Here is a 26,205-nt window from a genome sequence, read left to right as displayed (position 1 = left end):
ATGCCACTCACGGACGCGCAGTTCGAACAGTACCAGCGGGACGGCTACGTCGTCGTCGAGGACTGCCTCGACGCGGCGACCGTCGAGCGCGCGACCGAGCGCATCGACGCCTACGTCCGCGGGGAGCGCGCGGAGACGGGGTTCGAGCGGATGCTCGAACCGGACGCCGAGGACGCGGCGTTCGAGGACGGGGAGCCGGTCCGGAAGTTCGAGGGGGTCGGGATGGTCCGCGAGGACGACGTCTTCGCGGAGCTGGTCCACGACGAGAACGTCCTCGAGGTGGTCCGGGAGCTGCAGGGGCCGAACCTCTCCCTGCTCCGGAGCGCGGCGATGCTCAAGCCGCCGCGGGTCGGAAGCGCCAAGAAGTTCCACCAGGACGCCGCCTACTACCCGATCCACCCGATGGATCACGTCACGGTCTGGGTGGCGCTGGACCAGTCGACGACGGACAACGGCTGTATGCAGGTCGTCCCGGGGGCGCACACGGACGGGCTGCTGGACCACGAGGCCGTCGAGTACGACACCGACATCACCGTCTCGGAGCGCGACTACGGCCCCGAGGACACGGTCTCGCTGCCGATGGAGCCCGGCGACGTCCTCTTCCAGCACTGCCTGCTGCCCCACTACACCGCGCCCAACGAGACCGACGACTGGCGGCGGGCGTACATCGCCGCCTACATGCGCAACCGCTCGCGGCTCACTACCGACGATCCGCCCGAGTGGGTCGACACGTACCACGTGACCGGCGAGTCGTTCCCGGGGTGTGTCTGAGATGGCGGCGACGTCGCTTCGGGACCGCCTCTCGGGGATGGGGCCGACGTGGCTCGCCGGCGCGATCGCCACCGGGCCGGCGACCATCGGGGCCTTGGTGACGGCGGGCGCGAGCTTCGACTACGCGCTGCTGTGGGTCGTCGTCCTCTCGGCGGTGCTGGGCGCGACCGCCCAGTACCTCGCGATGCGGCTCGGCCTGCTGACCGAGGCCGGCATCGTCGCCGTCGTCGAGGAACACCTCGGCGAGGCGTGGGCGTGGCTGCTGGTGGCCGACGCCGTCGTCGCGGCCGGCCTCGCCCAGCTGGTCATCATGAAGACGCTCGCGGGCGTCTCGGCGGCCGTCACCGGCGTCGGCCCGGTCGTCTGGGCCGTCGTCTGGAGCCTCGTGCTGGCGGTCGGGCTGGCCGGCGGCGGCTACCGCTACGCGGAACTGGGCGCGAAGGTGCTTGTCAGCCTCGTGGTCCTGCTGTTCGTCGCCTCGCTGTTCGTCGTCCCCGTCGACCTGGGCGCGGCGGCCGCCGGGCTGGTGCCGTCGATCCCGGCCGGCGTCGAGGGGGCGCTGCTGGCCGCCGGCATCCTCGGCGGCGCGGTCCACATCGCCCTGGTCACGATGCAGTCGTACACGATGCGGGCCCGCGGCTGGACGGTCGAGGACGCGGCGCTCGCCCGCTTCGACGTGGCCGCGTCGATGCTGGTCGCGTTCGGGATCGCCAGCCTGGCCATCTTCCTCGTCGCGGCGTCGGTGCTCGGCGACCCGGGCCTCGGCGTCGTCGGGGCCGCGAACGCGCTCGGCCCGCTGGTCGGGGCGGACGCGCGGTGGCTGTTCCTGCTCGGGCTGTGGGGTGCGGCCGTGACGACGCTGGGTGGCAACACGGTCGTCCCGCCGTACCTCGTCGCCGACAAGATGGGGTGGCGACAGGACACCGAGGACGGCCGCTACCGGGCGACGGTCGCGGCCTTTGCCCTCGTCAGCGCGCTGGGCGTGTTCATCCCCGGCGCGGTGTTCGGGCTGCTCGTTCAGGCGCTGGCCATCGGCTTCGTCGGGACCCCGTTCGTCCTCCTGCTCGTCCTCTACCTGCTGAACGACCCCGGTGCCGTCCCCGAGACCAACTCCGCGCTGGAGAACGTCGGCGGCGTCCTGCTGATCGGCGTGAGTACGGTGGTCGCCGGCCAGTGGGTCCAGCGCGTGGCCGCCGGCGGGCTCGCCGACCCGGCGTCGCTGGCGATACTGGCCTTCGCCGGGGTCCTCGCGGCGGCGATGCTCGGCCTCGTGGCGATGGCCGTCCGGGACCGGCTGACCGACGACCCCGAGCCGGCGGTCGTCGCGGACTGAGCGGATGGCCGACGACCTCGAGATCCCCCTGACGGGCACCACGCTCGTCGTCGGCCCGTCCAACGCCGGCAAGACCCGGCAGACCGCCGACGCGATGACCCGCTGGATCGACGCCAACGGCCCCGAGGGCTGTGTGATCCTGGACTTCGCCCCCGAGGTCGAGCGGGACGGAACGGTGCTCGGCGGCCACGTCACGCGGTTCGTCGACGTGCCCGACGGTGTCCACCACGGCGTCGTCGACGCCCACGCACCGCGGGCCGACGGCGATTCGCCCGGGGACGCGCTCGCGCTGGCCGAGGCGAACGCCGCCGCGGCCGCCGCCCGGTTCGACGCCGCGCCCGACGATCCGCGAGCCGTCTTCGTCAACGACGCGACCATCGCCTGTCAGGCCGACGCCGCGGCGGCGGACCGACTGCTCGCCTACTGCGACCGGGCGGAGACGGCGGTCCTGAACGCCTTCGAGAGCGACGAGCTGGGCGTCGACGACCCGGTCTCGGAGAACGAGCGGGCGGCGCTGGCTCGGTTTCGCGAGTGGGCCGACCGCGTCGTCGACCTGTCGTAGACGGCTCTCGATGCTGTTTTGGACGGTCTCGACTGACCGACCGTTTGGTCCGTGTCCGTCTCGGTCGGGTCTGGTGGATCAGGTAGAGAGCGAGCGGGTACCGTCGGCCGAAAGGTGCCCGATCGTGGCGGCGACCAACGCGGGCAGTGCGACAGAGAGCATCGTGAGAATCCCGTACTGCAGGGCGGTACCCGGTGACATCTGGAAGGACGGTTCTGCCACGATCCAATCGAGGAAGAGTGTGCCCAGCCCGAAGACGAAACCCGAGACGAGAAACCAGCCAGCGACTCGCCGTATCGGTTCCGTATCGACGTGGACGAGATAGAACCCGCCGACGGCGGCCAGCAGTGGAATCACGACAAACCGGAGACCGAGACCGGCCGTGCTCACCAGAGAAAACCAGGCGTCGAGATACGCCGCGCGCGCGGCGTCTGTGCCGATGAAGTACTGCGGATACAGGAACACCGAGAAGTGGTGAGCGGCGGTCGTCAGCACACCGAGGCTCGCCACCAGTAGTCCGGTCCGTCGCGGCGAACGGTCGAGAGCCATACCTGTCACTCTCTCACCAGTACAATAAGCGTTCACACCGGCGCAGCTTTCGGACGCACCTCGAAGAACAGAGATCGAATGAGGGACGGGACGGCACGCCCATCATCGTCACCGAACGACCGCCTCAGTCCTCCTCGTCGAACGACGACGGCGCGAGGCTCGTCCCGGCGTCGGCACCGCCGCCACCGCCGCCCTGTCGTTCGCGCATACTCTGGCGGGTGAACTGCGGTTTCGCGCGGACCCCCTTCTTCGAGCGGAACGACCACCAGAGCGCGCCCGCGACGGCGACGCCGCCGACGCCGGCGACGGCGGCGGCGATCACCGTCGACTCGGCGTAGAGGAACGCCGTCGAGAACGCCGTACTCGCCAGCAGCATCCCCAGCACCAGCCGCTTTGTCATCGTCGCCAGCAGCCGGTCGGAGTCCCTGATGTCGGCCTGCAGTTCGAGCTCGTCGCGCTCGATCTTGTCGAGGGTGTCCTCCAGTTTCGGCGGGATGCGGACCGCCGACTCGGCGGCGTCCCGGACCTCGGTCGCGCGGTCCTCGACGTAGGTCCGGACGCCCTCGGCGAGGTACCCCTCCTCGCGGAGATAGTCCGTCGCCACGGAGATGAAGTCGAACTCGGGGTCCAGCGTCACGCAGACCCCCTCGACGACCGTCGCGACCCGCAAGACGAGCGCGAGGTTCGACGGGAGCCGCAGCGGGAACTCGTAGATGGTGTCCTCGACCTGCTGGACGATCTGCTGGACGCGGTACTGCTCGATGTCCTCGCCGCGGGCGTCGGCGATGGCCAGCTCCATCACGTCGCCCATCACCTCGCGGTCCGCCTCGGGGCTCAGGGTCCCCATCTCGATGAGCGCGTCGAGGATGGCGTCGATGTCCTGCTCGGCGACGGCGGCGTAGAAGTCGACGATCTTGTCCTGGACGAACGGGTCCACGCGGCCGGACATCCCGAAGTCGTAGAAGACCAGTTTCCCGTCGTCCTGGACCGCGAGGTTGCCGGGGTGGGGGTCGGCGTGGAAGACGCCGTCGTCGATGATCATCTGGAGGTAGGCCCGCTGGAGCGTCTCGGCCAGTTCCGTCCGGTCTAACCCCCGCTCGTCGAGGTCCTCGATGTCGTTGATCTTCGTCCCGGGGACGTACTCCATCGTCAGCACGCGGCGGGTCGAGTGGGAGTCACGGACCTTCGGGATGCGGACGCGGTCGTTGCCCGCGAAGTTCGCCCGGATCTCGCCGAGCATCCGGGCCTCCCGCTCGTAGTCCATCTCCTCGCGGATGGTCTTGGCGAACTCGTCGGCCAGCGTCTCCAGCGAGAACGACCGCGACTCGTCGATGAAGTACATCAGGATCGGCAGCGACCAGCGGATGACCCGCAGGTCGGCCTCGACGAGTTCCTCGATCCCGGGCCGGCGGACCTTCACCGCGACCCGTTCGCCGTCGACCTCGGCGCGGTACACCTGCCCCAGCGACGCGCCGCTGATCGCCTCCGTCTCGAACTCGTCGAAGCGCTCCTCGACCGGGCCGAGTTCGGCCTCGACGACGCGCTCGGCGTCGGCCCAGTCCGCCGGCGGGACGCGGTCCTGGAGCTTCGAGAACTCCTCGATGTACTCCGGCGGGAGGATGTCCGGCCGGGTCGACAGCAGCTGCCCGAGCTTGATGAACGTCGGGCCGAGCGTCAGCAGCGAGTCCAGCAGCGCCCGCGCTCGCTCGCGGCGCTGCTCGCTGCTGACCTGCCGGCCGCTGCCGAACAGGAGGAACCGGTTCCGGTCGCGGGCGTACGCGAGCAACAGGGGCAGGAAGTGGCGAGCGACGACGAGGAACCGCCAGTACGCGCGGAGGTTCAATGGTCCTCAGCCCTCGTCGATGGGGATCGTCGTGCTCGGGGCGGCGCTGGCCTTCGGCAGCCGGAGTTCGAGGACGCCGCCGTCGACGGTGCCCTCCGCGCCCTGCCCGGTCGCGTCCGGCGGGAGCGGCAGTTCCACGTCGAGGAACACCGAGCGGTCCTCGCGGACGTAGCGGAACTCCCGGGGGACGTCCTTCGCGCGCTGGCCCTCGACGACGAGGCGACCGCCCTCCACGCTGACGTCGAGCGTGTCGGCGGTCACGCCGGGGAGGTCGAGGACGAGCAGGTACGCGTCCTCGGATTCGAGTACGTCCGCGAACACGGCGTCGGGCAGGTCCCGCAACGCTTCGCGCAGGGCTGACATAGCCGCAGCTAGGGTGTGCGGCGTGGTAAACCCGGCGGTAGCGGTCAGGAAAGCAGGAGCGAGGCGAGGCCGAGGAGGGCCAGCAGGAGGACGACCGCACCGAGTCCGGCGCGCCAGAGCCCCGCCCTGGCGAAGCGCCACGCCGTGGCCCGCTCGCCGGTGTCGGAGACGACGAACACCGGCGCGCCCGGGCCGGCCCCGAGGACGGCGTCGACGCGGTCGCTCCCCCAGTCCGGGGCGTCCCCGCGGCGGGCCTGGCCGTAGACGTACACCGACTCGCCGACGTCGAGGCGGCGCTCGGTGAACCGCTGTTCGTTCCCGACGTGCAGTTCGGTCACGAGGAGGTTCACGGTCCGGTCCTGCTCGTCGACGGCGTCGGTCGCCGCGACGTACTCGGCGAGGCGGTCCGGCAGCTCCGTCCCCGGCGAGACGCGGACGCTGTGCTCGCCGAGCCGCAGGTCGGCACCGTCGGGATCGACCCGGACCCGGCCGGTGCCGTCGTCGACGAGGAAGTCGACGCCGGCGGCCCCCTCGTCGAGCGTGTGCCAGCTCGAACTCTTCCCGGAGGAGCGCAGCTCCGCGACCTCGTAGGTGTAGGCGAGACACTCGCTGCCGGTGAACGGCGCGGTGACGGTGCCGGCCTCGTCGGCCGCGGCGGTGCCCTCGACCTCGACCGGGCCGGTGTAGCCGTCGAGTTCGCGGACCGGGTGGGGATCGCCACGCAGGACGTGATACACCGTCCGGAGCTCGCGCCAGCCGGCGTGACAGAGGTAGCCGCCGACCGCCAGCGCGGCGACGCCGACCAGTTCGACGAGGACCATACCGGCGGTGTCGCGGGACGAACGCATACGGATTTCGGGACGCGGTCGAGCCGGGACTCGGGGCGCTTTTTGTCACGCGCCACCAAGCCAGGGTATGGCTGGGGCCGCGCCGCGAGACACCGACGAGTGCAGTCTGGAGACCGCCCGCCGCCAGCTGGGGAGCTACGCCGTGCCGGTCGACCGCACCGACCGGGTCCCGCTGTCGGTCGCCACGGGCCGCGTGCTGGCGACGGACGCCAGCGCCCGCGAGGCGGTCCCCGACGCCGACGTCGCTCCCGGCGACCCCGTGTTCGAGTCCGGACGGCAGGTCCGGCCGGCCGACGTGGGGCTGCTCAAGGCCGCCGGCGTCGACGAACTGCTCGTCCGCCAGCGCCCGCAGGTGGGGATCGTGCCGACCGGGGACGAACTCGTCCAGCGCGGGGCCGCCGCCGGCGAGCGCGTCGAGACGGCGGGGTTCACGCTCTCGCAGTACGCCGACCGCTGGGGCGGGAAGGTCACGTACCGCGACGTGGTCGCCGACGACGCGCCCGCCTTACGGATGGCGGTCCAGCGCGATCTCACCCGGGACGTGGTGGTCGTCACCGGGACGGAACCGGGCGACGCCGTCCGCGAGGTGGTGCGGGAGCTGGGCGACCTCTTCGCCGACCGCGTGGCCGTCTCGCCCGGCCGGGAGATCGGCCTCGCCGTCGTCCGGGACCGCCCGGTGCTGCTGTTCCCGGAGTCGCCGATGGCGGCCCGCGTCGGGGCCGTCCAGTTGCTCCGCCCGCTGCTGAAGTCCTTCAGCGGCGCGCCCCTGCGCGATCACCCGAGTCGGACGACGACGCTGGTCGGCGACGTCGAGACCGACCCCGAGGCGGACGCGTTCGTCCCGGTCGAGTTGGCCCCCGACGCCGCGACGCCGCTGTCGGGGACCGACCTCGGGACGGCGACCGCGGCCGACGGCTGGCTCCCGGTGCCGGTCGGCGAGACCGGTCCCGCGGCCGGCGAGCAGGGGACCGTCGAGGACTGGGACTACCTCCCCTAGAGGTCCAACAGCGAGGTGACCCGCCGGTCGCCACGCACGCAGCGGTCCCGGGCGAGGACGGACTCCCGCTGGATGTGGATGCCGTCCAGGCCCGCGTTCCGGGCCGCGCCGATGTCGCCGGGGTTGTCGCCGACCAGCGCGCCGGCGGGACCGTCGCGAGCCACGCCGATGTCACGCATCGCCCGGTGGACGGGCTCGGGGTCGGGCTTCCAGCCGACGTCGTCGTCACAGCAGACCACGGCGTCGAACCAGTCGTCGATGCCCAGGTGTGAGAGCACCGGCGCGGTGAGGTAGTCCTGGCAGTGCGTGACCAGCCCGACCGGTTCCTCGCGGGCGGCGACGAACCGCTCGGCGTCGTCGTAGAGGTACGTCGCCGCGGCCCGTGCCTGGGGGTCCTCCTCCTCGTGGAACACCGACCAGAACCGCTCGGGATCGACGCCGCGGTCGGACAGCACCGACCGGCGGGCGTCGCCCTGGCCGTACCACAGCGTCAGCGACTCCTCGTCGGTGAACCCGTGACCGAGCCTGTCGCCGACTCGCGTCATCACGTCGACGGGGTACGACGGGTCGACGTCGACGAGCGTGCCGTCGAGGTCGAACAGCCAGAAGTCGTAGTCACGGGCCATAGGGGAGACAACGGTAGGCGCGAGCGCCGTATAGTCTTTCTGTCCATAACGCGGGCCTAGAGAGGGGATACCGCGTCGGTGAGCTCACTCCGCGTCGACGACCCGGATCGAGGAGCCCAGGTACTTCGACAGCACCTCGGTCACGTCGTCGGCGTTGAACGCCCCGAGGTCGTCGGCGATGGCCGCCTTCAGGTCGTCGAGGTGGCCGGGCGTCGTCCGGAGTTCGCTGAACGACGCCGACTCGACCGGCACGCCCAGCGCGTCCCCGGCCAGCCGTCGGAACTCCGCCTCGTCGGCCAGCTTCCCTCGCCAGAGGTTGTCGCGGAAGAACAGCCAGCCGTCCTCCCCCGGCGGGTCGGCCGCGCGGTACAGCGTCGTCTCGAAGCGGTCCGGGTCCACCGTGACACCGCGCTCGGGGGCCAGCCGGAACGTGACCCCGAAGACGTAGTGGGCCGGTGCGTCGGCGGGCGCGGCCGGCTGCACGGTCAGTCGTAGATGCCGTCGAACCGCTCGGCCAGGTCGATGTCTTTCTCCGTGATGCCGCCGGCGTCGTGGGTCGTGAGACGGACCTCGACCTCCCCCCAGGTGATCGTCATCTCCGGGTGGTGGAAGGCGTCCTCGGCGACGCCCGCCGCGGCCCCCAGGAAGCCCGCGGCGTCGAGGTAGGCGTCGAACTCGTACGTCCGGACGATCTCGTCCCCGTCGCGCTCCCAGCCGTCGGGGACGCGCTCCGCGATCTCCGCGTCGGATAGCAGGTCCGTCATACGGGAGGGGAGGGCGGCCGGGCGCAAAACAGTTGGGTCGGTCCGTCAGTCGAACTGCTCGTCGTAGGCCTCCTCGACCGCGGCCTGCCGCGCCGCCGAGAGGTTCTCGTACTCGGTGCCGTACTCAGCCCGTGCGATCTCGTCGTAGGACTCGACCCTGTCGCCCCTGTCGGACTGGAACTGCGCGTCGAAGTCGGCCTCGATCCGCTGCTGGTACTCCATCGGGAGCCCGTGGAAGTCGAACTTGTCGCCACGCTTGACGTCGAGCCCGTACTTCTGCCGGGCGATCTCCTCCCGGGTCCGCACCTCCGTGATGACGAGCCCGTCCGCGAACGGCTGGCGCGCGTGGATCTCGTCGATCTGTCGTCTCGTCTCCGCGCTGAGGCGTTCGTAGTAGATGCCGTACTTCTCGACGGTGATCTCGTCGAGGGTCGCTCCGGTCGTCCCGTCGTCCGAGCCCCCGTCGTCCGAGGCCCCGTCGGCTCCGCCGTCGGCGTTCCGCTGCTCGACCACGAAGACGCCGGTCTGGTTGCTGTCGTCGGTGTAGACGCCGTAGACGAACGTCCCGAGCTCGAACGGGACGAACTTCGTTTCGAGGTCCCGGTTGAGCGGATTGCTGTCGTCCGTGTAGTCGGGTTCGAAGACGACCGTCCGGGTCTCGCCGGGCGCGAGCGACACGCGCTCGCCGATCCCGTGTGGCTCCGGTCGGTCGTCACCGTCGAGGTCCATCCACAGCTCGACGCGCTCGGTGCCGTTCGCGTCCCCCGTGTTTTTCACCGTGGCCCTGAACACCATCGGTTCGCCGATCGAGATCGTCTCGACGCCGCGGAGGTTCCGGACGACGAACTCGCTGTCCCGCACCCGGAGCGTCGCGTTCGCCCCGTCGTCGGGCGTGTCGACGCGGCGGGTGTAGTTCCCGCGGGCGAGCGACGTGGTGTTCGTCCGGTAGGTCAGCCTCGTCGTCTCGTTGCCACCCAGCTCGACCGTCCGGTTCACGGTGGTCGTCGGCCCCGCGTACGTGACGACGGCACTGCTGCTCACGTCGCCCGTGTTCCGGACCGACACGTTCGTCGTCGCCGCCGTCCCGCGGACGACGTCCGGCTCCGCGTCGACGTCGGCAACGCGGAACGTCGCCGGCTGCTGGACGGTGACGGTCCCGGTGGTCGTCGCGTTCCCGAGCGTCAGCCGGTAGTCGTAGGTCCCAGGATCGAGCGTGGCCGTCGGGAGCGTCGCTTCGACGGACCGCGTCTCGCCGGCGGAGACGGTCACGCGGTCGACCGTGTCGTTTTCCGCTCCGGGACCGGCGAACCGAACCGTCAGCGGTTCCGTCCCGGCGTAGTCGCCGTCGTTCGTCGCAGACAGCGAGAGCGTCGCGTTGCGCCCGGCCAGCGTCGTCACCGACCGGCGCTCGGCCGACAGCGAGAGTTCCGGCGGCCGGAGCACGCGGACCGTCCCGGTCGTGAGTGTCCGGTTCGCCTCGGTCACGACGCTGAACCCGAGCGTACCCGGGGACACGGCGTCGCCCGCGACGTCGAACGAGACCGTCGTCTGCCCCTCCGCGGGGACGGTCACCGCCCGCTCCGCCACCGTCGTCTCGTAGACGCCGTCGCCGTCCTCGTCGAACAGCATCGAGACCGACCTGTCCACCGCTTCGTCGCCCTCGCTACTCAGCGTGACGTCGACGCCGAGCCCGTCGGTCGAGCGGACTGTCTCGCGGTGCAGCGTCGAGTCGACGACCAGGGCCGTCTCGCTGGCGTCACTCGTCCCGTCGGCGGCGACCGGCTCGTCGGCCGCGGGCGACGACCCGAGCTGGGTCGTCGTCGCTCCGACCGCCACCGCACCGGTCACGACGACGGCGGCCGCCACGAGGATCTGTGTGCTACTGAGGCTCATGTACGGGTCCACGTGACTGACGGCTATTGTTACGCTCACTGTACGCCTCGCCGGCGGTGTCGAGCGGCACTACCGCGTCCGGCCGGTGGTCCGGCCGAGTCGGCCCGCCCCTCGTCGAGCGGTTCACGGCGGGACGCGAGCGGCGCGTTAGGCGGCGACTACGGGGATGACGGCGAGCGAAGGGACCGGAGTACCGGCCGTCTCAGCAGACCTCGCACCCACCGTCGTCGAGGTCGACGGTGAGCGTGTCCTTCTCTTCCCCGTCGACGACGTCACAGGCCACCAGCCGCTGCTCGATGGGACCGTCGGCCTCGTCCTCGGCGAACGTCGTCGCGTCCGGGTCGAGGATCTCGTAGGCGGCCAGCGCGTGTCGCTGGTCGCTCGGGACGCCGTCGGCGATGTCCGCGAAGTCCACCGTCGCCGTCCGCGTCGACGACTCGTACGAGATGGGTTGCGAGGAGAGGTCGAGGCAGTCACACGAGTCGTTGTTCGGATTCGTGTTGCTCTGGGTGTGATCGCCGGTCTCTCCGTTGACCGCGAGCACGGCGAGGAGTCGGCCGTGGTATCTGTTGTTCATACTGAGGTCTTCCCCACAGATGACGTCGCCCTCGATCAGGTCGATCTGGTAGTAAGTGGATCCGCCCTCGCTCCCGCTCCCGCAGAACGAGAAGTTGCTGATCTGGTAGCGCTTCCCGCTGTTGGGGTTGTTCGGGGCGTAATACACCTTGGAGCCGTCGGCCTCGTAGGACGCGACCTCCGGCCCGCCCTTGATGCAGACCCGCTCGATGTCGTCTGACGACGAGAACGAGAACCCCTTCTCCTCGCCCTCGACGGTCTCGACGGTCTCGACGGTGACGCTGTAGCGCTCGCCGTCTTCCGAGAATGTGTACGTCTCCCCCTGCTCGGGGACGCCGTCGACCTTCCCGCAGAAGGTCCCGTCGGGACAGGCCGACTCGCACGTGCACGGGCCGACGCCCCTGCCGTCGGGACCACCGCCGCCGCGGTCGCCACGGCCACGACCACGTCCCGGTCGTGCGCTCCCGCTCCCGACGGCGGCTCCGAACAGTCCGCTCACCGCACCGCTGGTTCCCAGCGCACGTAGCACGTCACGGCGTCGTCGTGTCGTCCGCTCGCTGTCGTCAGTGTCTGTCATCTCACTGGATGTAGTATAGAGAATACTTTGGTATGAACGTCGTATCGCCGTCCAGAGCAGGTTGTGTCGGCTTACCGCACCGTTCGGCCGTCGTCGTGTCTCACTGTCACGGGAGGCGTCGACGACGGCCGGAACCAGGCTGAGAGGACCGGAACTGGCAGCAGAGCACCGCTAGCGGATGTGGAGTGCCGGAAGCCGAGCGTCGAGAGAAGCGTAGTGGGTTCGGGCGGATTTGAACCGCCGGCCTCCTCCATGTCAAGGAGGTGTCATAACCGACCTAGACCACGAACCCTCGCTGTCGCGTACACTCACCAGTTGCCCGGGGGCACAATTGAAGGTTTCGAATCTCCGGCCGCGCGTCGTCTGTTGGTTCGACACATACGGTCCCCGATAGGCTTAAGTCGGTGTACGAATTTGTACATCACAACACGCTATTGCCCATCGGTGAATATTATGCAGGAGTACATCGAGCGCGTCACGGACGGCGAGGACTTGACACAGGACGAGGCACGCGAGGTCGCGACGCTCGTCTTCGAGGAAGCGACGGAGGCCCAGATCGGGGCGCTGCTGACCGCGCTCCGGGCGAAAGGCGAGACCGAGGCCGAGATCGCGGGCTTCGCGGAGGGGATGCGCGACGCGGCCCGGACGATCGACCCCGACCGCGAGGGGCTGGTCGACACCTGCGGGACCGGGGGTGACGACTACGACACGATCAACGTCTCGACGACGAGCGCCATCGTCGCGGCGGGTGCGGGCGTCCCCGTCGCCAAGCACGGCAACTACTCGGTGTCGTCTTCCTCCGGGAGCGCGGACGTCCTGGAAGTGGCCGGCGTCGACGTCGAGGCCGAGCCGCCGGCCGTCGAAGACACCATCGAGGAGGACGGGATCGGCTTCATGCTCGCACCCGTCTTCCACCCGGCGATGAAGGCCGTCATCGGGCCACGGAAGGAACTGGGGATGCGGACCGTGTTCAACATCCTCGGCCCGCTGACCAACCCCGCCGGCGCGGACGCGCAGGTCGTCGGCGTCTACGACCCCGATCTGGTGCCGATCCTCGCGGAGGCGCTCGCCCGCCTGCCGGTCGAGCGGGCGCTGGTCGTCCACGGCAGCGGCCTCGACGAGATCGCCATCCACGGCGAGACGGTCGTCGCGGAGGTGACCGGCGACTCCATCTCCGAGTACACCATCACGCCCGAGGACATGGGGCTGGAGACGCGGGACATCGCCGAGGTCGCGGGCGGCTCGCCGGAGGCCAACGCCGAGGACCTGCGGGGCATCGTCGAGGGTCGCGTCGGCGGGGCCAAGCGGGACATCATCCTCGCGAACGCGGGCGCGGCCATCTACGTCGCCGGCGTCGCCGACAGCCACGAGGCGGGCGTCGAGCTGGCTCGGGAGGCCATCGAGTCGGGCGACGCCGCCGCCAAGCTGGAGGACCTGGTCGCGGCATGACCCGCGCGAAGGTGTGTGGCGTGACGACCGCCGCGGACCGCGACGCCGTCGTCGCGGCCGGGGCCGACGCGGTCGGGGTCGTCCACGGCGTCCCCGTCGACACGCCACGGGAGGTCGACGAGGCCACCGCGGCGTCGCTCGTCGGCGGCGTCCCGCCGCTGGTGACCAGCGTCCTGGTGACGATGCCGGCGACGGTCGAGGAGGCGGTCGACCGCGTCGCGGCTGTCGGCCCCGACGCCGTCCAGGTCCACGACGGGCTCTCGCCGGCGGAACTGGGCGCGCTCGCCGAGCGGATCGACCAGCAGGTGATCGCCGTCGTCGACCCCGAGGGCGACGCCGTCGCCGACTACGCGGCCCGCGCCGACGCCGTCCTCGTCGACTCCGTCGACGCCGAGGGGGCCGGCGGCACCGGCGAGACCCACGACTGGGAACGGACCCGCGACCTGGTCGCGGCCGTCGACGTGCCCGTGGTGCTCGCGGGCGGGCTCACGCCCGGGAACGTCGCCGCGGCCGTCGAGACGGTCCGGCCGTTCGCCGTCGACGTGGCCAGCGGCGTGGAGGCGTCGGGCGGCGTCAAGGATCACGACGCCGTCGCGCGGTTCGTCGCCGAGGCGACTCGCCCGGAGGTGGCGGTGTGACCCTCGACGTCGACCGCGAGGCGTTCGTCGCGGCCGCCGGGGACGCCGACCGGCCGGTGGTCGTCCGCGCGGCCGCGACGCTGGACGCCGACGTCGACCCGCTCGACGCCTACGCCGCCCTCTCGGGCCGGACCGCCGACGTGACGGCGGGCGACTACACCTTCCTGCTGGAGAGCGCCGAGAAGGTGGCCTCCAGCGACCCCGACGGCGCGTTCGCCCCGGAGACGGACGACCGCCACGCCCGGTTCTCCTTCGTGGGCTACGAACCGCGCGCGGTCGTGACGGTCACGGGGGACGACAGCGAGGTCGAGGTGTTCGACGACCGCTACGCCGACCTCGTGAGCACGAACGGCGGCGACGTGCTCGACGACCTGCGGGCGGCGATGCCCGACGTCGAGCGCCGGCACTTCCCGGAGATGGACCGCCAGCACCTCGAAGGGGGGCTGGTCGGCTTCCTCTCGTACGACGCCGTCTACGACCTCTGGCTGGACGAGGTGGGTCTCGAGCGACCCGACTCCCGCTTCCCGGACGCCCAGTTCGTCCTCTCGACGGCGACGCTGCGGTTCGACCACCTCGAGGACCGCGTCGAACTCGTCTTCACGCCCGTCCTGCGCGAGGGCGAGGACGCCGACGCCCGCTACGACGAACTGCTGGCCGAGGTCGACCGCGTCGAGCGGGCGCTGCGCGAGGCCGAGACCCCCGCGACCGGCGGCTTCCGCCGCGAGGCCGAGGTCGCCGGGCCGCAGGACGAGTACGAGGACGCCGTCGAGCGCGCCAAGGAGTACGTCCTCTCGGGGGACATCTACCAGGGCGTCGTCTCGCGGACCCGCGAGCTGTACGGCGACGTCGACCCGCTGGGGTTCTACGAGGCGCTGCGCGAGGTGAACCCCTCGCCGTACATGTACCTGCTGGGGTACGACGACCTCCACATCGTCGGCGCGAGCCCCGAGACGCTGGTGTCGGTCGCCGGCGACCACGTCGTCTCGAACCCCATCGCCGGCACCTGCCAGCGCGGGAACTCCCCCGTCGAGGACCGGCGGCTGGCCGGCGAGATGCTCGCAGACGGGAAGGAGCGGGCCGAACACACGATGCTGGTCGACCTCGCGCGCAACGACGTGCGCCGAGTGGCCGAGGCCGGCTCCGTACGAGTCCAGGAGTTCATGAACGTCCTGAAGTACAGCCACGTCCAGCACATCGAGTCCACCGTCACGGGGACGCTGGCCGCCGATCGTGACGCCTTCGACGCCGCCCGCGCGACCTTCCCCGCCGGGACGCTCTCGGGCGCGCCGAAGATCCGCGCGATGGAGATCATCGACGAGCTGGAGCGGTCGCCGCGCGGCCCCTACGGCGGCGGCGTCGGCTACGTCGACTGGGGCGGCGACGCCGACTTCGCCATCGTCATCCGCTCGGCGACGGTCGAGGCCGACGCGGCGCTGCCCGACGCCGACGGGACCGCCGACCGGATCACCGTCCAGGCGGGGGCCGGCATCGTCGCGGACTCGGACCCAGAGAGCGAGTACGTCGAGACCGAGCAGAAGATGGACGGCGTGCTGGCGGCGCTGGAGCGGATCGAGGCCGACGACGCCGGGCCGGACGGGGCCGAGGCCCCCGCGGGGGTGGACCGATGAGCGCCGGGCGGGCGACGGACACGAGCGGCGTCGCCGGCGAGGACCGGCGCGTCCTCTTTATCGACAACTTCGACTCGTTCACCTACAACCTCGTCGAGTACGTCTCCGAGCACGCCGCGACCGAGGTGGTCCGGAACACGGCGACGCTCGACGAGGTGCGGGCGTTCGACCCCGACGCCGTCGTCGTCTCGCCTGGGCCGGGCCACCCGAAGAACGACCGCGACGTGGGCGTGACGATGGACGTCCTCCGGGAGGTTAGCCCCGAGGTGCCGACGCTGGGCGTCTGTCTCGGCCTGGAGGCGGCCGTCTACGCCTACGGCGGCTCGGTCGGGCGCGCGCCCGAACCGATCCACGGCAAGGCCTTCCCCATCGACCACGACGGGCAGGGCGTCTTCGAAGGGCTGGAACAGGGGTTCCAGGGCGGACGCTACCACTCGCTGATCGCCAGCGAGGTGCCCGAGTCGTTCGACGTGACGGCGACGACCACCACCGACGACGGGACCGAACTGGTGATGGGCGTGCGCCACCGCGAGTACCCCATCGAGGCCGTGCAGTTCCACCCGGAGTCGGTGCTGACCGCCGTCGGTCACGACGTCGTCCGGAACTTCCTCGCCGGCGTCTGACGGTCAGAGGGCCACCTGGATGCCCAGGACCCACAGCACCGTCACGACGACGAGCGCGATCAACACCAGCTTCCACGCGAACTTCATCACGAACCGGCCGACGAACAGGACCACCGCGAGCGCGAGCAAGCCGAGCAGCAGCGCCGGCGGCGACCCGAGCGAGCCGAACTGCAGTACGGGGAGCATACCCGGGCCAACGCGAGACGCACACATATAGTTCGTGGCTGCCCGAGTCGGTCCACGGACTCTTGTCCCGCGAGTGCGTACGTCGGCTATGCGACGCAGGGAGGCGCTCGCCGGCCTCGCGGGTGTCCTCGGCGGCCTGGCCGGCTGCCCGGCACAGTCGACCTCGGTCGGGGACGCCGGCGGGGACGGGGTGACACCGGCACCGGTCCCCACCGCCACGCCGACGGCGACGGCCACGCCGGAACCCGAGTGTCCCGATCTCTTCCGGGACGTCGACCGGGTCTACTGTACGCCGCCGGCGGAGCGAACGGGGCCGACAGTCGGCCTTCGGACCGTCCGCGAGACGGTCGCCGTCGCCGCGACACGGCAGGCGACTACGCGGGCACGGTTCGCCCTCCGAAACGGGACGGACGACTTCTTCCACACCGCCCGCGACGGCTGGGTGCTCGCACGGCGGGAGCCCGGCCGCTGGACGGTCATCGACTGGGGCGACGGGGACCGGCCGACGAGCGTCGCGCCCGGCGGCGAGTTCGCCTGGGCGCTCGGTCCCGGCGGCGGGGACGGCGGGGACGGCAGCGTCGAGGCTCCCCACGAGGTGACGCTGCCCCTCTCGACGGGGCACTACGCGTTCGGCGTCGTCGGCGCGTTCACCGGCGGGCCGCGACTGGGGCTGGCGGCGACCGTCGCGATCGTCGCCGGTGCGGAGTGAGTGTGCCCCGCTGGGGAGCCGTCGCCCTCAGTCGTCGGCGCGACCGTCGACGCCGGGGGCCTCGTCGACGTCGACCTCGTCTGGTTCCGCCTGCCCGCCGACCACGACCTCGCCGTCCTCGGTCTCGACGTAGACGTCGTCGGCGAAGCCGCCCTCCGCGTGGGGGTGGTCGGGATCGTCGAGCTTCTCGGGCGTCGACGGGGCCTCCCGGACGCCGTCGGCGGGCCTGAACTCGCCCAGCGGGTCGTCGATAGTGATGCCGTGTGCCTCGAAGAACTCGTCGTATCGCTCGTAGTGCACTTCGAGTTCGTCGGCGGGGAACTCCATCATCTCCGTCCAGCCGTGGTTGTAGAAGTCGAAGTTGGCCTGGACGTGTGTGATCTCCCGGGCCTCCGCTTCCGGGAAACCGGCGTCCAGCGCCGCGACGTAGGTGTCCATCGTCGCGTCGAAGAAGTCGTCGAGGTGCGGTCTGCGCTCGTCGGCCCGCGCCTCGTCGGCCTTCTCGGCGAACACGTTCGTGTGGAGGTCGACCAGCCGGTCGTTGACCGCCTGTCCGACGACGGGGAGGGTCAGCGCCTGCTTGGCCGCGAAGTGCTTGACGTTCTGACGGAGCTTCATCGCGTATCCGTCGGGGCGCGAGCGCCTTCAATACCCCGGCTGGCGGCCGATACCGGGTCCGGAACCCGGCTCACAGCGGCGATACGCAGATAGCAATCCACATTAGGCACGATTGCCTACCCACCGGATATGAGCACGTCGCACGTGATTATCGGTGACGGCATCGCGGGTGCGTCCGCGGCCGAGACGATTCGGGAAGCGGACCCGGACGCTGACGTGACCGTCATCACCGACGAGGGGGAAGCGCTGTACAACCGGATTCTCATCAAGGAGTTCGCGAAGGGGAAACTGCCCGAGGCTCCGATCTCCATCCACGAACCCGGGTGGTACGAGGAACGGGACATCGACCTCCAGCTCAACACACACGTCACGGACGTCGACCCCGAGGCCCACGAGATCCACACCCACAGGGGCGACACCTACGAGTACGACAAGCTGCTGGTCGCGACCGGCGGTACGCCCGCCCAGCTGCCCGTCGAGCACAGCGACGCCGAGGGCGTCGATCACTTCTGGACGTTCCAGGACGCCCGCTCGATCGCCGAGAACGCCGAGGACGCCGATCAGGGCATCATCGTCGGCGCGGGCCTGCTGGGTATCGACCTCGCCGCCGTCTGTGGCGCACAGGGGGTCGACGCGAAGTACCTGATGCGTGGCAACCGCTGGTGGCGCTACGCGCTCTCGGAGGACGGGGCGGAGATCATCCACGACGCCCTGCGCGAGAACGGCGTCGAGCCGGTGTTCGACTCCGGCGTCGACCACTTCGAGGTCGACGACGACGGCCACATCACGGCCGCCGTCGACCCGGACGGTAACCGCTACGAGGGCGACTGGGCCGGCGTCGCCATCGGGCTGGACTTCAACACGGAGTTCCTCGCGGGGTCGGGCATCGAACTCGACGACGGCATCGTCGTCGACGAGCACATGCAGACCAACCTCGAGGACGTCTACGCGGCCGGCGACATCACGCAGTTCTACGACACCATCCTCGACGACCGCGCGCAGAACGGGGCGTGGGGCTCGGCCAAGGAGCAGGGGTCGGTCGCCGGCACCAATATGGTCGCCGACGCCGAGGAGGACACCTTCCGGTGGGTCTCCTCGTACTCCATCACGCACTTCGACTTCCCGTTCCTCTCGTTCGGTCACCCGACCCGGGGCGACGACGAGGCCGAGCGGAAGTACTCCGACAGCGAGTGGCGGCGGCTCGCCTTCGAGGACGGCCAGCTGGTCGGCGGCGTGCTCATCGGCGACCTCTCCCAGCAGTCCGCGTTCAAGCAGCTCATCCGCGAGGAGCGACAGGTCGCGGACAAGAAGGAGCTGCTGCTGGAGAAGGAGGTCGACCTCGAGGAAGTGAAGGCCCAGACCGCCGCGCCCGCGGAGTAACCCCCCGACCTACCCTCGGTTTTTTCCGCTTTCCCCGGTAAGTACGACGTATGCTCTCGCGACTCCGGCGGTTCCTCGGACGGGTCGTGGGCGGCGGCGACGACGCGAGTGGCGACGACGGCACCGGACGCGACCGCGAGACGGCGGACGGCGACGGGTTCGCCGGCTCGCTGTTGGACTGGTCTGTCAACCGGAGCCACGGCGACACCTCCGGTGCGGAGGCGAGCCGCGAACTGGCACAGATCCGCGAGCAGGCCGAGACCCTGAGCGACGAGGACCGCCGCCGACGGTAGTCAAAGCGACGCGCTTTTTTCCGGCGACAGCCGAGTTCCGGGTATGGACGGCGGCAGCGGCGACATGACCCTCGCGTTCGACCTCGACGCGCTGAAGGAGCTGGCCGAGCCCGACAGCGTGTTCAACGACGCTCGGCAGTGGTCGGAGTACGTCGGCGTCATCTCCGACCAGCCGACGTACGTCGTCACCAACTTCACGCGCAAGCACCGCATCAGACAGGACTTCTTCTCCGGCCCGCGGGGCCGCGAGGAGAGCCTGGAGAACGTCGGCGAGCAGTTCGACACCGACCGGCACGTCTTCGTCGGGACCGACGGGGACGACGCCGACCTCGCGGAGGCGGCCGGCTGGGAGTACCTCCCGGTCGAACAGGCCGCCGACGCCGCCGGCTGGGAGCTGGGCGAGCCACAGCCACCGGAGGCGACGACGAGCGACGACGACGGCGACGAGCGCGACGACTGGCCCTGAGCGGGAGGACTTTTCTCGCTGGCGCTCCGAGTCGAGGGTATGACAGACGACAGTCTCGACCTCGAGGTCGAGGTGGAGGTCGCGGTCGACGACGAGGAACTCGAGGTCGAACTCCGGCGGCCCCGGGACGCGACGGCGACGCTGGACACCGACGGGCTCGACGTGGCGGTCGGCGTCGAGACGACGGTCGAGGAGTGACGGACGGCAGCGAGTGCGCCTGAGCGGACGACGGCGGCCGCTGCGTGGCAGTTTCGCGGAGTAGCCGGATTTATCACACAGCCGACCGGGCGTCCGAATATGTCCCTGGACATCGGTTCCGCCCTCCAGTCGGGCGTCGACGACCTCCTGTCCGAACGCGGCGCGCTGTTCGTCGCGGCGTTCGTCCTCTTCGGACTGGTCAACGCCGTCGTCACGCAGTCGCTCACCGTCGCGTTCTACCGGCGGCTGTTCGCCGCACTCCCCGGTGACGCACAGGCACGCGAACAGGCGATGCAGGCCGTCTCCGAGCAAGCGGGGCTGGCCGTCGACGTCCCGCTCGCGGGTGCCGTCGCGGGCGTGCTGGTGCTGTTTCTCGTCACCGAGCTGCTCCGCGTCGTCGCCATCCGCGCGTTCGCGAGCGGGGCAGCCGCACCGCTGCCGTCGACGGTGACGCGGGACTTCGGCTCGACCGCCCTGACCGCCGTCCTCGCCGCCGTCGTTACAGTCGGCGCGCTACTGATCGGCAGCGTCCTGTTCGTCATCCCGGGCATCGTCGTCGCCGTCCTCTTCACCTTCGTCCGTCAGGAGGTCGCACTGAACGACAGCGGCGTCCTGGACGCGGTCCGGAACAGCGTCGGGCTGGTCTCGGACGCCCTGCTCCCGGTTACGGGGCTGGTCGTCGTCCTGTTCGTCCTCGGCATCGTCGTGACGCTGCCGCTGCAGTTCCTCCCGGTGACGCTGCCCCCGGCCCTGACGACGGTCGTCACCACCGTCCTCGGACAGGTCGTCGCCGTCTTCGGCATCGCCGTCGTCACCGACGCCTACCGGCAGGTGACGGCCGACCCACACGAGGACTGGTGAGCGGCGGCTCGGCTCGCGTACCGCGGCCTTTAACCTCGCGTCGGGCCTACAACGGGTAATGGCAGAACCGCGCGTGCCCGGCGGGCGCGAGTCCGAGCTCGAACTCCCCTGTGGCGAGGTCGTCGACACCCACGACGACCTCCACATGGGGATCCGTGCCTACGACTGCGACTGCGGTGAGCGTCACGCCGTCGTGCTGGACGCCCACCCGCTGGCCCGGTGGGTGCCGGAGTTCCTCGTCGAGGTGCTCGACGAGACCGTCGAGCCGACGGACGACCACGACGAGTTCACCACGGCCCACCTGATGGGCATCGTGATGGAGGAGTTCCCCGAGAAGGTCGCGGCCATCGACAGCTCCGAGGACGGCGCGGTCGGCTTCTCGATGGCGTGGGTCACGGACTTCGACTCCCGCCGGCTCCACGAGATCGTCGTGGAACTGCTGGTCGAACTGATGGAACACGCCGTCAGCCACGCGGAGGACGACGCCGTGATGGAGGAGTTCGAGGAGCAGATGCTCCAGTTCGACGTGGGCGCGTTCGTCGAGGAGTACCGCGCGGAACGGAACTTCGACGACCGGCACGACTCGGCGGTGTGAGTCGTGCCCGAGTCGGAGTTCCAGCGGGAGTTTCGCGCGTCGGTGTGAGCGGGGAACGACGTGACCCGCGAACCACGCGGGCGAAACCTCGGGAGACACGTCTCCCGGCGCTTCGACGACCGGCACGACTCGGCGGTGTGAGTCGCCCCGGGCACGCCAGCCCGACCGGCAGCACGCTCTTCTCGCTCTGGTCCGACTGTCCGGTATGGACCGCCGCGCCGTCACCGTCGTCGCCTGCCTCCTGCTGGCGGGGTGTGGCGGGTTCGCGGCCGGGGACCGGGCGACGGTCACGCCCGCGCCGGTGCCGGAGACCCGGACCGTCGCGCCCGGCGTCACCACGGACGGGGTCGTCAGTCCGACCGCCCTCGCGAGCGCACACGAGGCCGCGCTCGCGGACACCACCTACACGCTGACCCTCGTCGAACGGGTGGGCGACCGCGAGCGTCGGTTCGCCCTCCGGGTCGGTCGGGACGGCCGGTTCCGGTACCGCGGGGAGCGGTTCGGCGAGCGGTACAGCCAGACGGTGTTCTCTGACGGGCGGGCGGAGTACCGCCGCGAGCAGCGGCCCCTCGGCGTCAGGTACGAGTACGAGGGGCCGACCGACGGGACCGACGGCTTCGGTCGCATCACCGGGCGGCTGATCGAGGCGTACCTCCCGACCGGTCCGGCGCAGGTCGGCGAACGCGAGGGTGGGGTGGCGGTGACGGTCGCACGGCCACCCGCGGACGCGGCGGGACTGGAGAACTACACGGTCGGCCTGTCGGTGACGCCCGCGGGGCTTGTCCGGTCGTTCACGCTCGCGTTCCGGGACGAGACCCGTGACGTCTCGATCAGCTACCGGTTTCGGTACTCGGCCGTCGGCGAGACGAGCGTCGAGCGTCCCGCGTGGGTCGACGAACAGTGGGGCAACGCATCGGCCGTCACGCCGACCGCGACCCCCGTCGACTGAGGCGACGGCTATATAGACGGCGGACGATTCGGGAGACCGGGCGGCGATGACGTATGACAGTCGGTGACGACCGGCGGACACCGCGCAGTCCGGTGATTTCCCGAGAAACGCCGTCTGACGGCTGTCTGACGGTGTTATATGAGGTTTGGGGTACTGAAGACAGGTATGGCCATCCGCCACGGCGAGTTCGAGCGCATCCGCGCCGTGCTCGACGACGCCGACGCCGACGGGCCGATGACCGCACGCGAGATCCTCCGCGTGCTGGAGGAACACGACGAGGAGTTCGACAGCGCCCACCGCGTCGCGACGGTACTGGGTCGTCGCGCCCAGACCGGCGAGGTCGAGGTCATCCAGGACCAGCCGTACCGCTACCGCCTCTCCGACGGCGACAACTGATCGCGGCACCGACCTTCCGGTCCGACACCACGCCGTCGCGCGGTCGAGCAGGACCGGACGGACAGCCGTCGGTGAGCGATCGCGGGTGGGACACTCCCCCGTGTGAACCCGTCGCATTACGATATTCGAAATCCGACTTCGAGACTCGTATCTTTTCGCCGGGCTTATTACGATGTGTAGACTCCGGTCGGACAATGACAGCCGAGGAAGACCGCACGATCCTGCTCATCGGGAGCGGCCCCATCAAGATCGGACAGGCCGCCGAGTTCGACTACTCCGGCGCACAGGCCTGTCGGGCGCTCCAGGAGGAGGGCGCACGCGTCGTACTGGTCAACTCCAACCCGGCGACCATCATGACCGACCCGGAGATGGCCGACAAGGTGTACCTCGAACCCATCAACACCGAGGCCATCAGCGAGATCATCCGGAAGGAACAGCCCGACGGCGTCATCGCCGGCCTGGGCGGCCAGACCGGGCTGAACGTCACCGCCGAGCTCGCCGAGGAGGGCGTCCTCGAGGAACACGACGTCGAGGTGATGGGCACGCCGCTTGACACCATCTACGCGACCGAGGACCGCGACCTCTTCCGCGAGCGGATGGAGGAGATCGGCGAGCCCGTCCCGCGCTCGGTCACCATCAACAGCGTCGACGAGGTCGAGGACGCCGTCGACGAGGTCGGCGGCCTCCCGGTCATCATGCGGACCACCTACACGCTGGGCGGACAGGGTTCGGGCGTCGTCGACGAGATGGACGAACTCAAAGAGCGCGTCCGGAAGGGGCTGCGCCTCTCCCGGAACAACGAGGTGATGATCACCGAGTCCATCGACGGCTGGGTCGAGCTCGAGTACGAGGTGATGCGGGACGCCGACGACTCCTGTATCATCATCTGCAACATGGAGAACATCGACCCGATGGGCATCCACACCGGGGAGTCGACGGTCGTGACGCCCTCGCAGGTCATCCCCGACGAGGGCCACCAGGAGATGCGCGACTCCGCGCTGAAGGTCATCCGCGAGCTCGGCATCGAGGGCGGCTGTAACATCCAGCACGCCTGGCGCGACGACGGGACGCCGGGCGGCGAGTACAGGGTCGTCGAGGTCAACCCCCGCGTCTCCCGCTCCTCGGCGCTGGCCTCGAAGGCGACGGGCTACCCCATCGCCCGCGTCACCGCGAAGGTCGCCCTCGGCAAGCGCCTCCACGAGATCGACAACGAGATCACCGGCGAGACGACCGCCGCCTTCGAGCCCGCGATCGACTACGTCGTGACGAAGGTGCCCCGCTGGCCCATCGACAAGTTCACCGACACGGAGTTCGAGCTCTCGACGGCGATGAAGTCGACCGGCGAGGCGATGTCCATCGGTCGGACCTTCCCCGAGTCGATGCTGAAGGCGCTGCGCTCCTCGGAGTACGACCCCGCCGTCGACTTCGACGAGGTCGACGACGACGAGCTCGAGTCGGCGTACCTCGAACGCCCCAGCCCCGACCGTCCCTACGCCATCTTCGAGGCGTTTATGCGCGGCTACACCACGAAGGAGGTCGTCGAGCTGACCGACATCCACGAGTGGTACGTCGAGCGGTTCGGCGAGATCGCCGACGCCGCCCAGGCCGCGATGGAGGGCGACTTCGAGACGGCCGCCCAGGCCGGCTTCACCGACCAGGAGATCACCGCGCTGGCCGGCGGCGAGTTCAACGACACCCACCGCTCGTGGCTGCCCGCCGCCCTCGACGCCGACGACGGCGACGGCCAGGCGGTCGAGGCCGCCACCGACGGCTCCGGGATCGCCGTCGAGGACGTCGAGAGCGAGACGACCGACCGCGACTACAAGCTGGTCGACACCTGCGCCGGCGAGTTCAAGGCGACGACGCCGTACTACTACTCGACGCGGGACCCGATCTCGGGCATCGACCGCAACGAACTGCAGATCGACCCCGACGTCGAGAGCGTCGTCGTGGTCGGCGGCGGCCCCATCCGCATCGGCCAGGGCGTGGAGTTCGACTACTGTTCGGTCCACGCGGTGCGGGCTCTGGAGGAGCTCGACATCGACGCCCACATCGTCAACAACAACCCCGAGACGGTGTCGACGGACTACGACACCTCCGACGGGCTCTTCTTCGAGCCGATCACGGCCGAGGAGGTCGCCGACGTCGTCGAGTCCACCGACGCCGACGGCGTGATGGTCCAGTTCGGCGGTCAGACCTCCGTCGACATCGGCGAGCCCCTGGAGGACGAACTCGACCGGCGTGACCTCGACTGTGAGATCCTCGGGACCAGCGTCGAGGCGATGGACCTCGCCGAAGACCGCGACCGCTTCAACAGGCTGATGGCGGACCTCGGGATCGCACAGGCCGAGGGCGGTTCCGCGACCAGCAAGGAGGAGGCCCTGGAGCTGGCCCACGAGATCGGCTACCCCGTGCTGGTCCGCCCGAGCTACGTCCTCGGTGGTCGTGCGATGGACGTCGTCTACAACGACGAGGACTTAGAGACCTACATCGAGGAGGCCGTCCGCGTCTCCCCGGACAAGCCGATCCTCGTCGACGAGTTCCTCGCCGACGCCGTCGAGCTGGACGTCGACGCCGTCGCCGACGAGGACGACGTCCTCATCGGCGGCGTGATGGAACACGTCGAGACCGCCGGCGTCCACTCCGGAGACTCGGCGTGTATGATCCCGCCCCGTTCCCAGGAGATCGAGGCCGTGATGCCCCGCATCCGCGAGGTCGTCGAGGACATCGCCGAGGCCCTGGAGACGGTCGGCCTGCTGAACGTCCAGCTCGCGGTGCGTGACGGCGAGGTGTACGTCCTGGAGGCCAATCCCCGCTCCTCGCGGACGGTCCCGTTCATCTCGAAGACGACGGGCGTCCCAATCGCGAAGCTCGCGGCGCAGGTGATGGCCGGCGCGTCGCTGGACGAGCTGGACGCCGAGGAGCACATCCCCGACCAGGTCTCGGTCAAGGAGGTCGTCCTCCCGTTCGACCGCCTGCCGGACTCCGACCCGCGGCTGGGGCCGGAGATGAAGTCCACGGGCGAGGTGATGGGCACCGCCGGCTCCTTCGGCAAGGCCTACCAGAAGGCACAGATGAGCGTCGGCAAGCCCATCCCGCTCGAGGGGACCGCTCTCGTCGATCTGCCGGTGCTTGGCTTCGAGGAACACTTCGAGACCAAGGACCTCGACGACTACGCGGACACCGAGGCCGTCGTCCAGGCCATCCAGGACGGCGAGATCGACCTCGTGATCTCGCGTGACCGGGACGTGCTCGAGGCCTGCGTCGAGGAGACGGTCACCTACTTCTCGACGCTGGAGAGCGCAGAGGCGGCCCTGGAGGCCATCAACGCCGCCGACCAGCCGCTGTCGGTCCAGGCCATCGACGAGCGGCCCAAGACCCAGCGCGAGTGGGGGAGCGAGTAGGGTCGACGGGCCCTCCGCCGGCCGGGCGGTCACGCCGTTTGCTGGACACATAGCAGTTAGGCACCAGACGTTTTTGCGGCGATCCCTTTGCTGTGGTACCGGGCCACCAC

29 protein-coding genes and 1 tRNA gene are annotated in these 26,205 nt (G+C 70.2%); 18 read left to right on the top strand and 12 right to left on the bottom strand.

The window, feature by feature from the left end; genetic code table 11:
* The 3 genes from P0592_RS02715 to P0592_RS02705 are packed head-to-tail and all read left to right on the top strand — an operon-like array spanning nucleotide 1 to nucleotide 2,666.
* Nucleotides 1-771, top strand: coding sequence for a phytanoyl-CoA dioxygenase family protein (locus tag P0592_RS02715; RefSeq protein ID WP_276272731.1), 771 nt, complete (start codon nucleotides 1-3; stop codon nucleotides 769-771).
* A 1-nt stretch (nucleotide 772) separates the two neighbouring features.
* A complete protein-coding gene (locus P0592_RS02710) occupies nucleotides 773-2,104 on the top strand; it encodes an NRAMP family divalent metal transporter (RefSeq protein ID WP_276272730.1) in 1,332 nt (443 codons plus the stop codon).
* Between the two features lie 4 nt (nucleotides 2,105-2,108).
* The gene (locus tag P0592_RS02705; protein ID WP_276272729.1) at nucleotides 2,109-2,666 is read left to right on the top strand and encodes a hypothetical protein; all 558 of its coding nucleotides are present in this window, start codon (nucleotides 2,109-2,111) and stop codon (nucleotides 2,664-2,666) included.
* 78 nt (nucleotides 2,667-2,744) lie between these two features.
* Here P0592_RS02705 and P0592_RS02700 read toward each other — a convergent pair whose 3' ends face one another.
* From P0592_RS02700 to P0592_RS02685, 4 genes are all read right to left on the bottom strand, one after another.
* Nucleotides 2,745-3,215: a hypothetical protein gene (locus P0592_RS02700; RefSeq protein ID WP_276272728.1), complete on the bottom strand. Its 471-nt coding sequence runs from the start codon at nucleotides 3,213-3,215 to the stop codon at nucleotides 2,745-2,747.
* A 124-nt stretch (nucleotides 3,216-3,339) separates the two neighbouring features.
* Complete coding sequence (locus P0592_RS02695; protein ID WP_276272727.1) at nucleotides 3,340-5,058, bottom strand: ABC1 kinase family protein; 1,719 nt, start codon at nucleotides 5,056-5,058, stop codon at nucleotides 3,340-3,342.
* A 6-nt stretch (nucleotides 5,059-5,064) separates the two neighbouring features.
* The gene (locus P0592_RS02690; RefSeq protein ID WP_276272726.1) at nucleotides 5,065-5,421 is read right to left on the bottom strand and encodes an Hsp20/alpha crystallin family protein; all 357 of its coding nucleotides are present in this window, start codon (nucleotides 5,419-5,421) and stop codon (nucleotides 5,065-5,067) included.
* A 44-nt stretch (nucleotides 5,422-5,465) separates the two neighbouring features.
* Nucleotides 5,466-6,242, bottom strand: coding sequence for a GIDE domain-containing protein (locus P0592_RS02685; protein WP_276272725.1), 777 nt, complete (start codon nucleotides 6,240-6,242; stop codon nucleotides 5,466-5,468).
* A gap of 94 nt (nucleotides 6,243-6,336) precedes the next feature.
* Here P0592_RS02685 and P0592_RS02680 point away from each other — a divergent pair, with 94 nt between their 5' ends.
* A complete protein-coding gene (locus P0592_RS02680; protein ID WP_276272724.1) occupies nucleotides 6,337-7,266 on the top strand; it encodes a molybdopterin-binding protein in 930 nt (309 codons plus the stop codon).
* On the opposite strand, the gene P0592_RS02675 is transcribed toward P0592_RS02680, so the two are convergent.
* The 6 genes from P0592_RS02675 to P0592_RS02650 form a co-directional block, all read right to left on the bottom strand.
* Entirely contained in the window at nucleotides 7,263-7,892 is a 630-nt protein-coding gene (locus P0592_RS02675) for an HAD family hydrolase (RefSeq protein ID WP_276272723.1), read from the bottom strand. The two genes, P0592_RS02680 and P0592_RS02675, sit on opposite strands and share 4 nt — an antisense overlap.
* Before the next feature lie 84 nt (nucleotides 7,893-7,976).
* Nucleotides 7,977-8,381: an LWR-salt protein gene (lwrS, locus tag P0592_RS02670; RefSeq protein WP_419181124.1), complete on the bottom strand. Its 405-nt coding sequence runs from the start codon at nucleotides 8,379-8,381 to the stop codon at nucleotides 7,977-7,979.
* Complete coding sequence (locus P0592_RS02665; RefSeq protein WP_276272721.1) at nucleotides 8,378-8,656, bottom strand: 4a-hydroxytetrahydrobiopterin dehydratase; 279 nt, start codon at nucleotides 8,654-8,656, stop codon at nucleotides 8,378-8,380. The genes lwrS and P0592_RS02665 overlap by 4 nt, the downstream gene beginning before the upstream one ends.
* 45 nt (nucleotides 8,657-8,701) lie before the next feature.
* Nucleotides 8,702-10,549, bottom strand: a complete 1,848-nt coding sequence (locus P0592_RS02660; RefSeq protein WP_276272720.1) for a hypothetical protein — start codon at nucleotides 10,547-10,549, stop codon at nucleotides 8,702-8,704.
* A gap of 202 nt (nucleotides 10,550-10,751) precedes the next feature.
* Complete coding sequence (locus P0592_RS02655) at nucleotides 10,752-11,702, bottom strand: hypothetical protein (RefSeq protein ID WP_276272719.1); 951 nt, start codon at nucleotides 11,700-11,702, stop codon at nucleotides 10,752-10,754.
* A gap of 217 nt (nucleotides 11,703-11,919) precedes the next feature.
* A tRNA-Val gene (locus P0592_RS02650) sits at nucleotides 11,920-11,994 on the bottom strand.
* A gap of 161 nt (nucleotides 11,995-12,155) precedes the next feature.
* Here P0592_RS02650 and trpD point away from each other — a divergent pair.
* From trpD to trpG, 4 genes are read left to right on the top strand one after another with little or no spacing between them, the layout of a single operon-like run.
* Nucleotides 12,156-13,151, top strand: a complete 996-nt coding sequence (trpD, locus tag P0592_RS02645) for an anthranilate phosphoribosyltransferase (RefSeq protein ID WP_276272718.1) — start codon at nucleotides 12,156-12,158, stop codon at nucleotides 13,149-13,151.
* The gene (locus P0592_RS02640) at nucleotides 13,148-13,789 is read left to right on the top strand and encodes a phosphoribosylanthranilate isomerase (RefSeq protein ID WP_276272717.1); all 642 of its coding nucleotides are present in this window, start codon (nucleotides 13,148-13,150) and stop codon (nucleotides 13,787-13,789) included. The genes trpD and P0592_RS02640 overlap by 4 nt, the downstream gene beginning before the upstream one ends.
* Nucleotides 13,786-15,417, top strand: a complete 1,632-nt coding sequence (trpE, locus tag P0592_RS02635) for an anthranilate synthase component I (RefSeq protein ID WP_276272716.1) — start codon at nucleotides 13,786-13,788, stop codon at nucleotides 15,415-15,417. Before P0592_RS02640 ends, trpE begins: the two co-directional genes overlap by 4 nt.
* The gene (trpG, locus tag P0592_RS02630) at nucleotides 15,414-16,040 is read left to right on the top strand and encodes an anthranilate synthase component II (protein ID WP_276272715.1); all 627 of its coding nucleotides are present in this window, start codon (nucleotides 15,414-15,416) and stop codon (nucleotides 16,038-16,040) included. Before trpE ends, trpG begins: the two co-directional genes overlap by 4 nt.
* A gap of 3 nt (nucleotides 16,041-16,043) precedes the next feature.
* Here the strand turns inward: trpG and P0592_RS02625 are convergent, their stop codons facing one another.
* Nucleotides 16,044-16,226, bottom strand: a complete 183-nt coding sequence (locus P0592_RS02625; RefSeq protein WP_276272714.1) for a DUF8029 family protein — start codon at nucleotides 16,224-16,226, stop codon at nucleotides 16,044-16,046.
* An 88-nt stretch (nucleotides 16,227-16,314) separates the two neighbouring features.
* On the opposite strand from P0592_RS02625, the gene P0592_RS02620 reads away from it, so the two are divergent.
* The gene (locus P0592_RS02620; RefSeq protein ID WP_276272713.1) at nucleotides 16,315-16,935 is read left to right on the top strand and encodes a hypothetical protein; all 621 of its coding nucleotides are present in this window, start codon (nucleotides 16,315-16,317) and stop codon (nucleotides 16,933-16,935) included.
* Nucleotides 16,936-16,962: 27 nt separating this feature from the next.
* On the opposite strand, the gene P0592_RS02615 is transcribed toward P0592_RS02620, so the two are convergent.
* The gene (locus P0592_RS02615; RefSeq protein ID WP_276272712.1) at nucleotides 16,963-17,553 is read right to left on the bottom strand and encodes a DUF6149 family protein; all 591 of its coding nucleotides are present in this window, start codon (nucleotides 17,551-17,553) and stop codon (nucleotides 16,963-16,965) included.
* Nucleotides 17,554-17,682: 129 nt separating this feature from the next.
* On the opposite strand from P0592_RS02615, the gene P0592_RS02610 reads away from it, so the two are divergent.
* The 9 genes from P0592_RS02610 (at nucleotide 17,683) to carB (ending at nucleotide 26,095) form a co-directional block, all read left to right on the top strand.
* Entirely contained in the window at nucleotides 17,683-18,933 is a 1,251-nt protein-coding gene (locus P0592_RS02610; RefSeq protein ID WP_276272711.1) for an NAD(P)/FAD-dependent oxidoreductase, read from the top strand.
* Nucleotides 18,934-18,983: 50 nt separating this feature from the next.
* Nucleotides 18,984-19,226 carry a hypothetical protein gene (locus P0592_RS02605; protein WP_276272710.1) on the top strand — a complete coding sequence of 81 codons (243 nt, stop codon included), beginning with the start codon at nucleotides 18,984-18,986 and terminating at the stop codon, nucleotides 19,224-19,226.
* A gap of 43 nt (nucleotides 19,227-19,269) precedes the next feature.
* On the top strand, nucleotides 19,270-19,692 hold the full coding sequence (locus P0592_RS02600) for a DUF7124 domain-containing protein (protein WP_276272709.1): 423 nt from the start codon (nucleotides 19,270-19,272) through the stop codon (nucleotides 19,690-19,692).
* Nucleotides 19,693-19,731: 39 nt separating this feature from the next.
* On the top strand, nucleotides 19,732-19,890 hold the full coding sequence (locus tag P0592_RS02595; protein WP_276272708.1) for a hypothetical protein: 159 nt from the start codon (nucleotides 19,732-19,734) through the stop codon (nucleotides 19,888-19,890).
* A gap of 99 nt (nucleotides 19,891-19,989) precedes the next feature.
* Nucleotides 19,990-20,751, top strand: coding sequence for a DUF7847 domain-containing protein (locus tag P0592_RS02590; RefSeq protein WP_276272707.1), 762 nt, complete (start codon nucleotides 19,990-19,992; stop codon nucleotides 20,749-20,751).
* A gap of 58 nt (nucleotides 20,752-20,809) precedes the next feature.
* Entirely contained in the window at nucleotides 20,810-21,346 is a 537-nt protein-coding gene (locus tag P0592_RS02585; RefSeq protein ID WP_276272706.1) for a DUF5815 family protein, read from the top strand.
* 205 nt (nucleotides 21,347-21,551) lie between these two features.
* Entirely contained in the window at nucleotides 21,552-22,295 is a 744-nt protein-coding gene (locus P0592_RS02580) for a DUF7537 family lipoprotein (RefSeq protein WP_276272705.1), read from the top strand.
* Nucleotides 22,296-22,460: 165 nt separating this feature from the next.
* On the top strand, nucleotides 22,461-22,691 hold the full coding sequence (locus tag P0592_RS02575; protein ID WP_276272704.1) for a hypothetical protein: 231 nt from the start codon (nucleotides 22,461-22,463) through the stop codon (nucleotides 22,689-22,691).
* 194 nt (nucleotides 22,692-22,885) lie between these two features.
* Nucleotides 22,886-26,095 carry a carbamoyl-phosphate synthase large subunit gene (carB, locus tag P0592_RS02570; RefSeq protein ID WP_276272703.1) on the top strand — a complete coding sequence of 1,070 codons (3,210 nt, stop codon included), beginning with the start codon at nucleotides 22,886-22,888 and terminating at the stop codon, nucleotides 26,093-26,095.
* The last annotated feature ends 110 nt before the right edge of the window (nucleotides 26,096-26,205 follow it).

Origin of the sequence: Haloarcula litorea, assembly GCF_029338195.1 — an archaeon.
GTDB classification, from domain to species: Archaea; Halobacteriota; Halobacteria; order Halobacteriales; family Haloarculaceae; genus Haloarcula; species Haloarcula litorea.
This window is presented reverse-complemented; position numbering and strand designations above follow the sequence as displayed.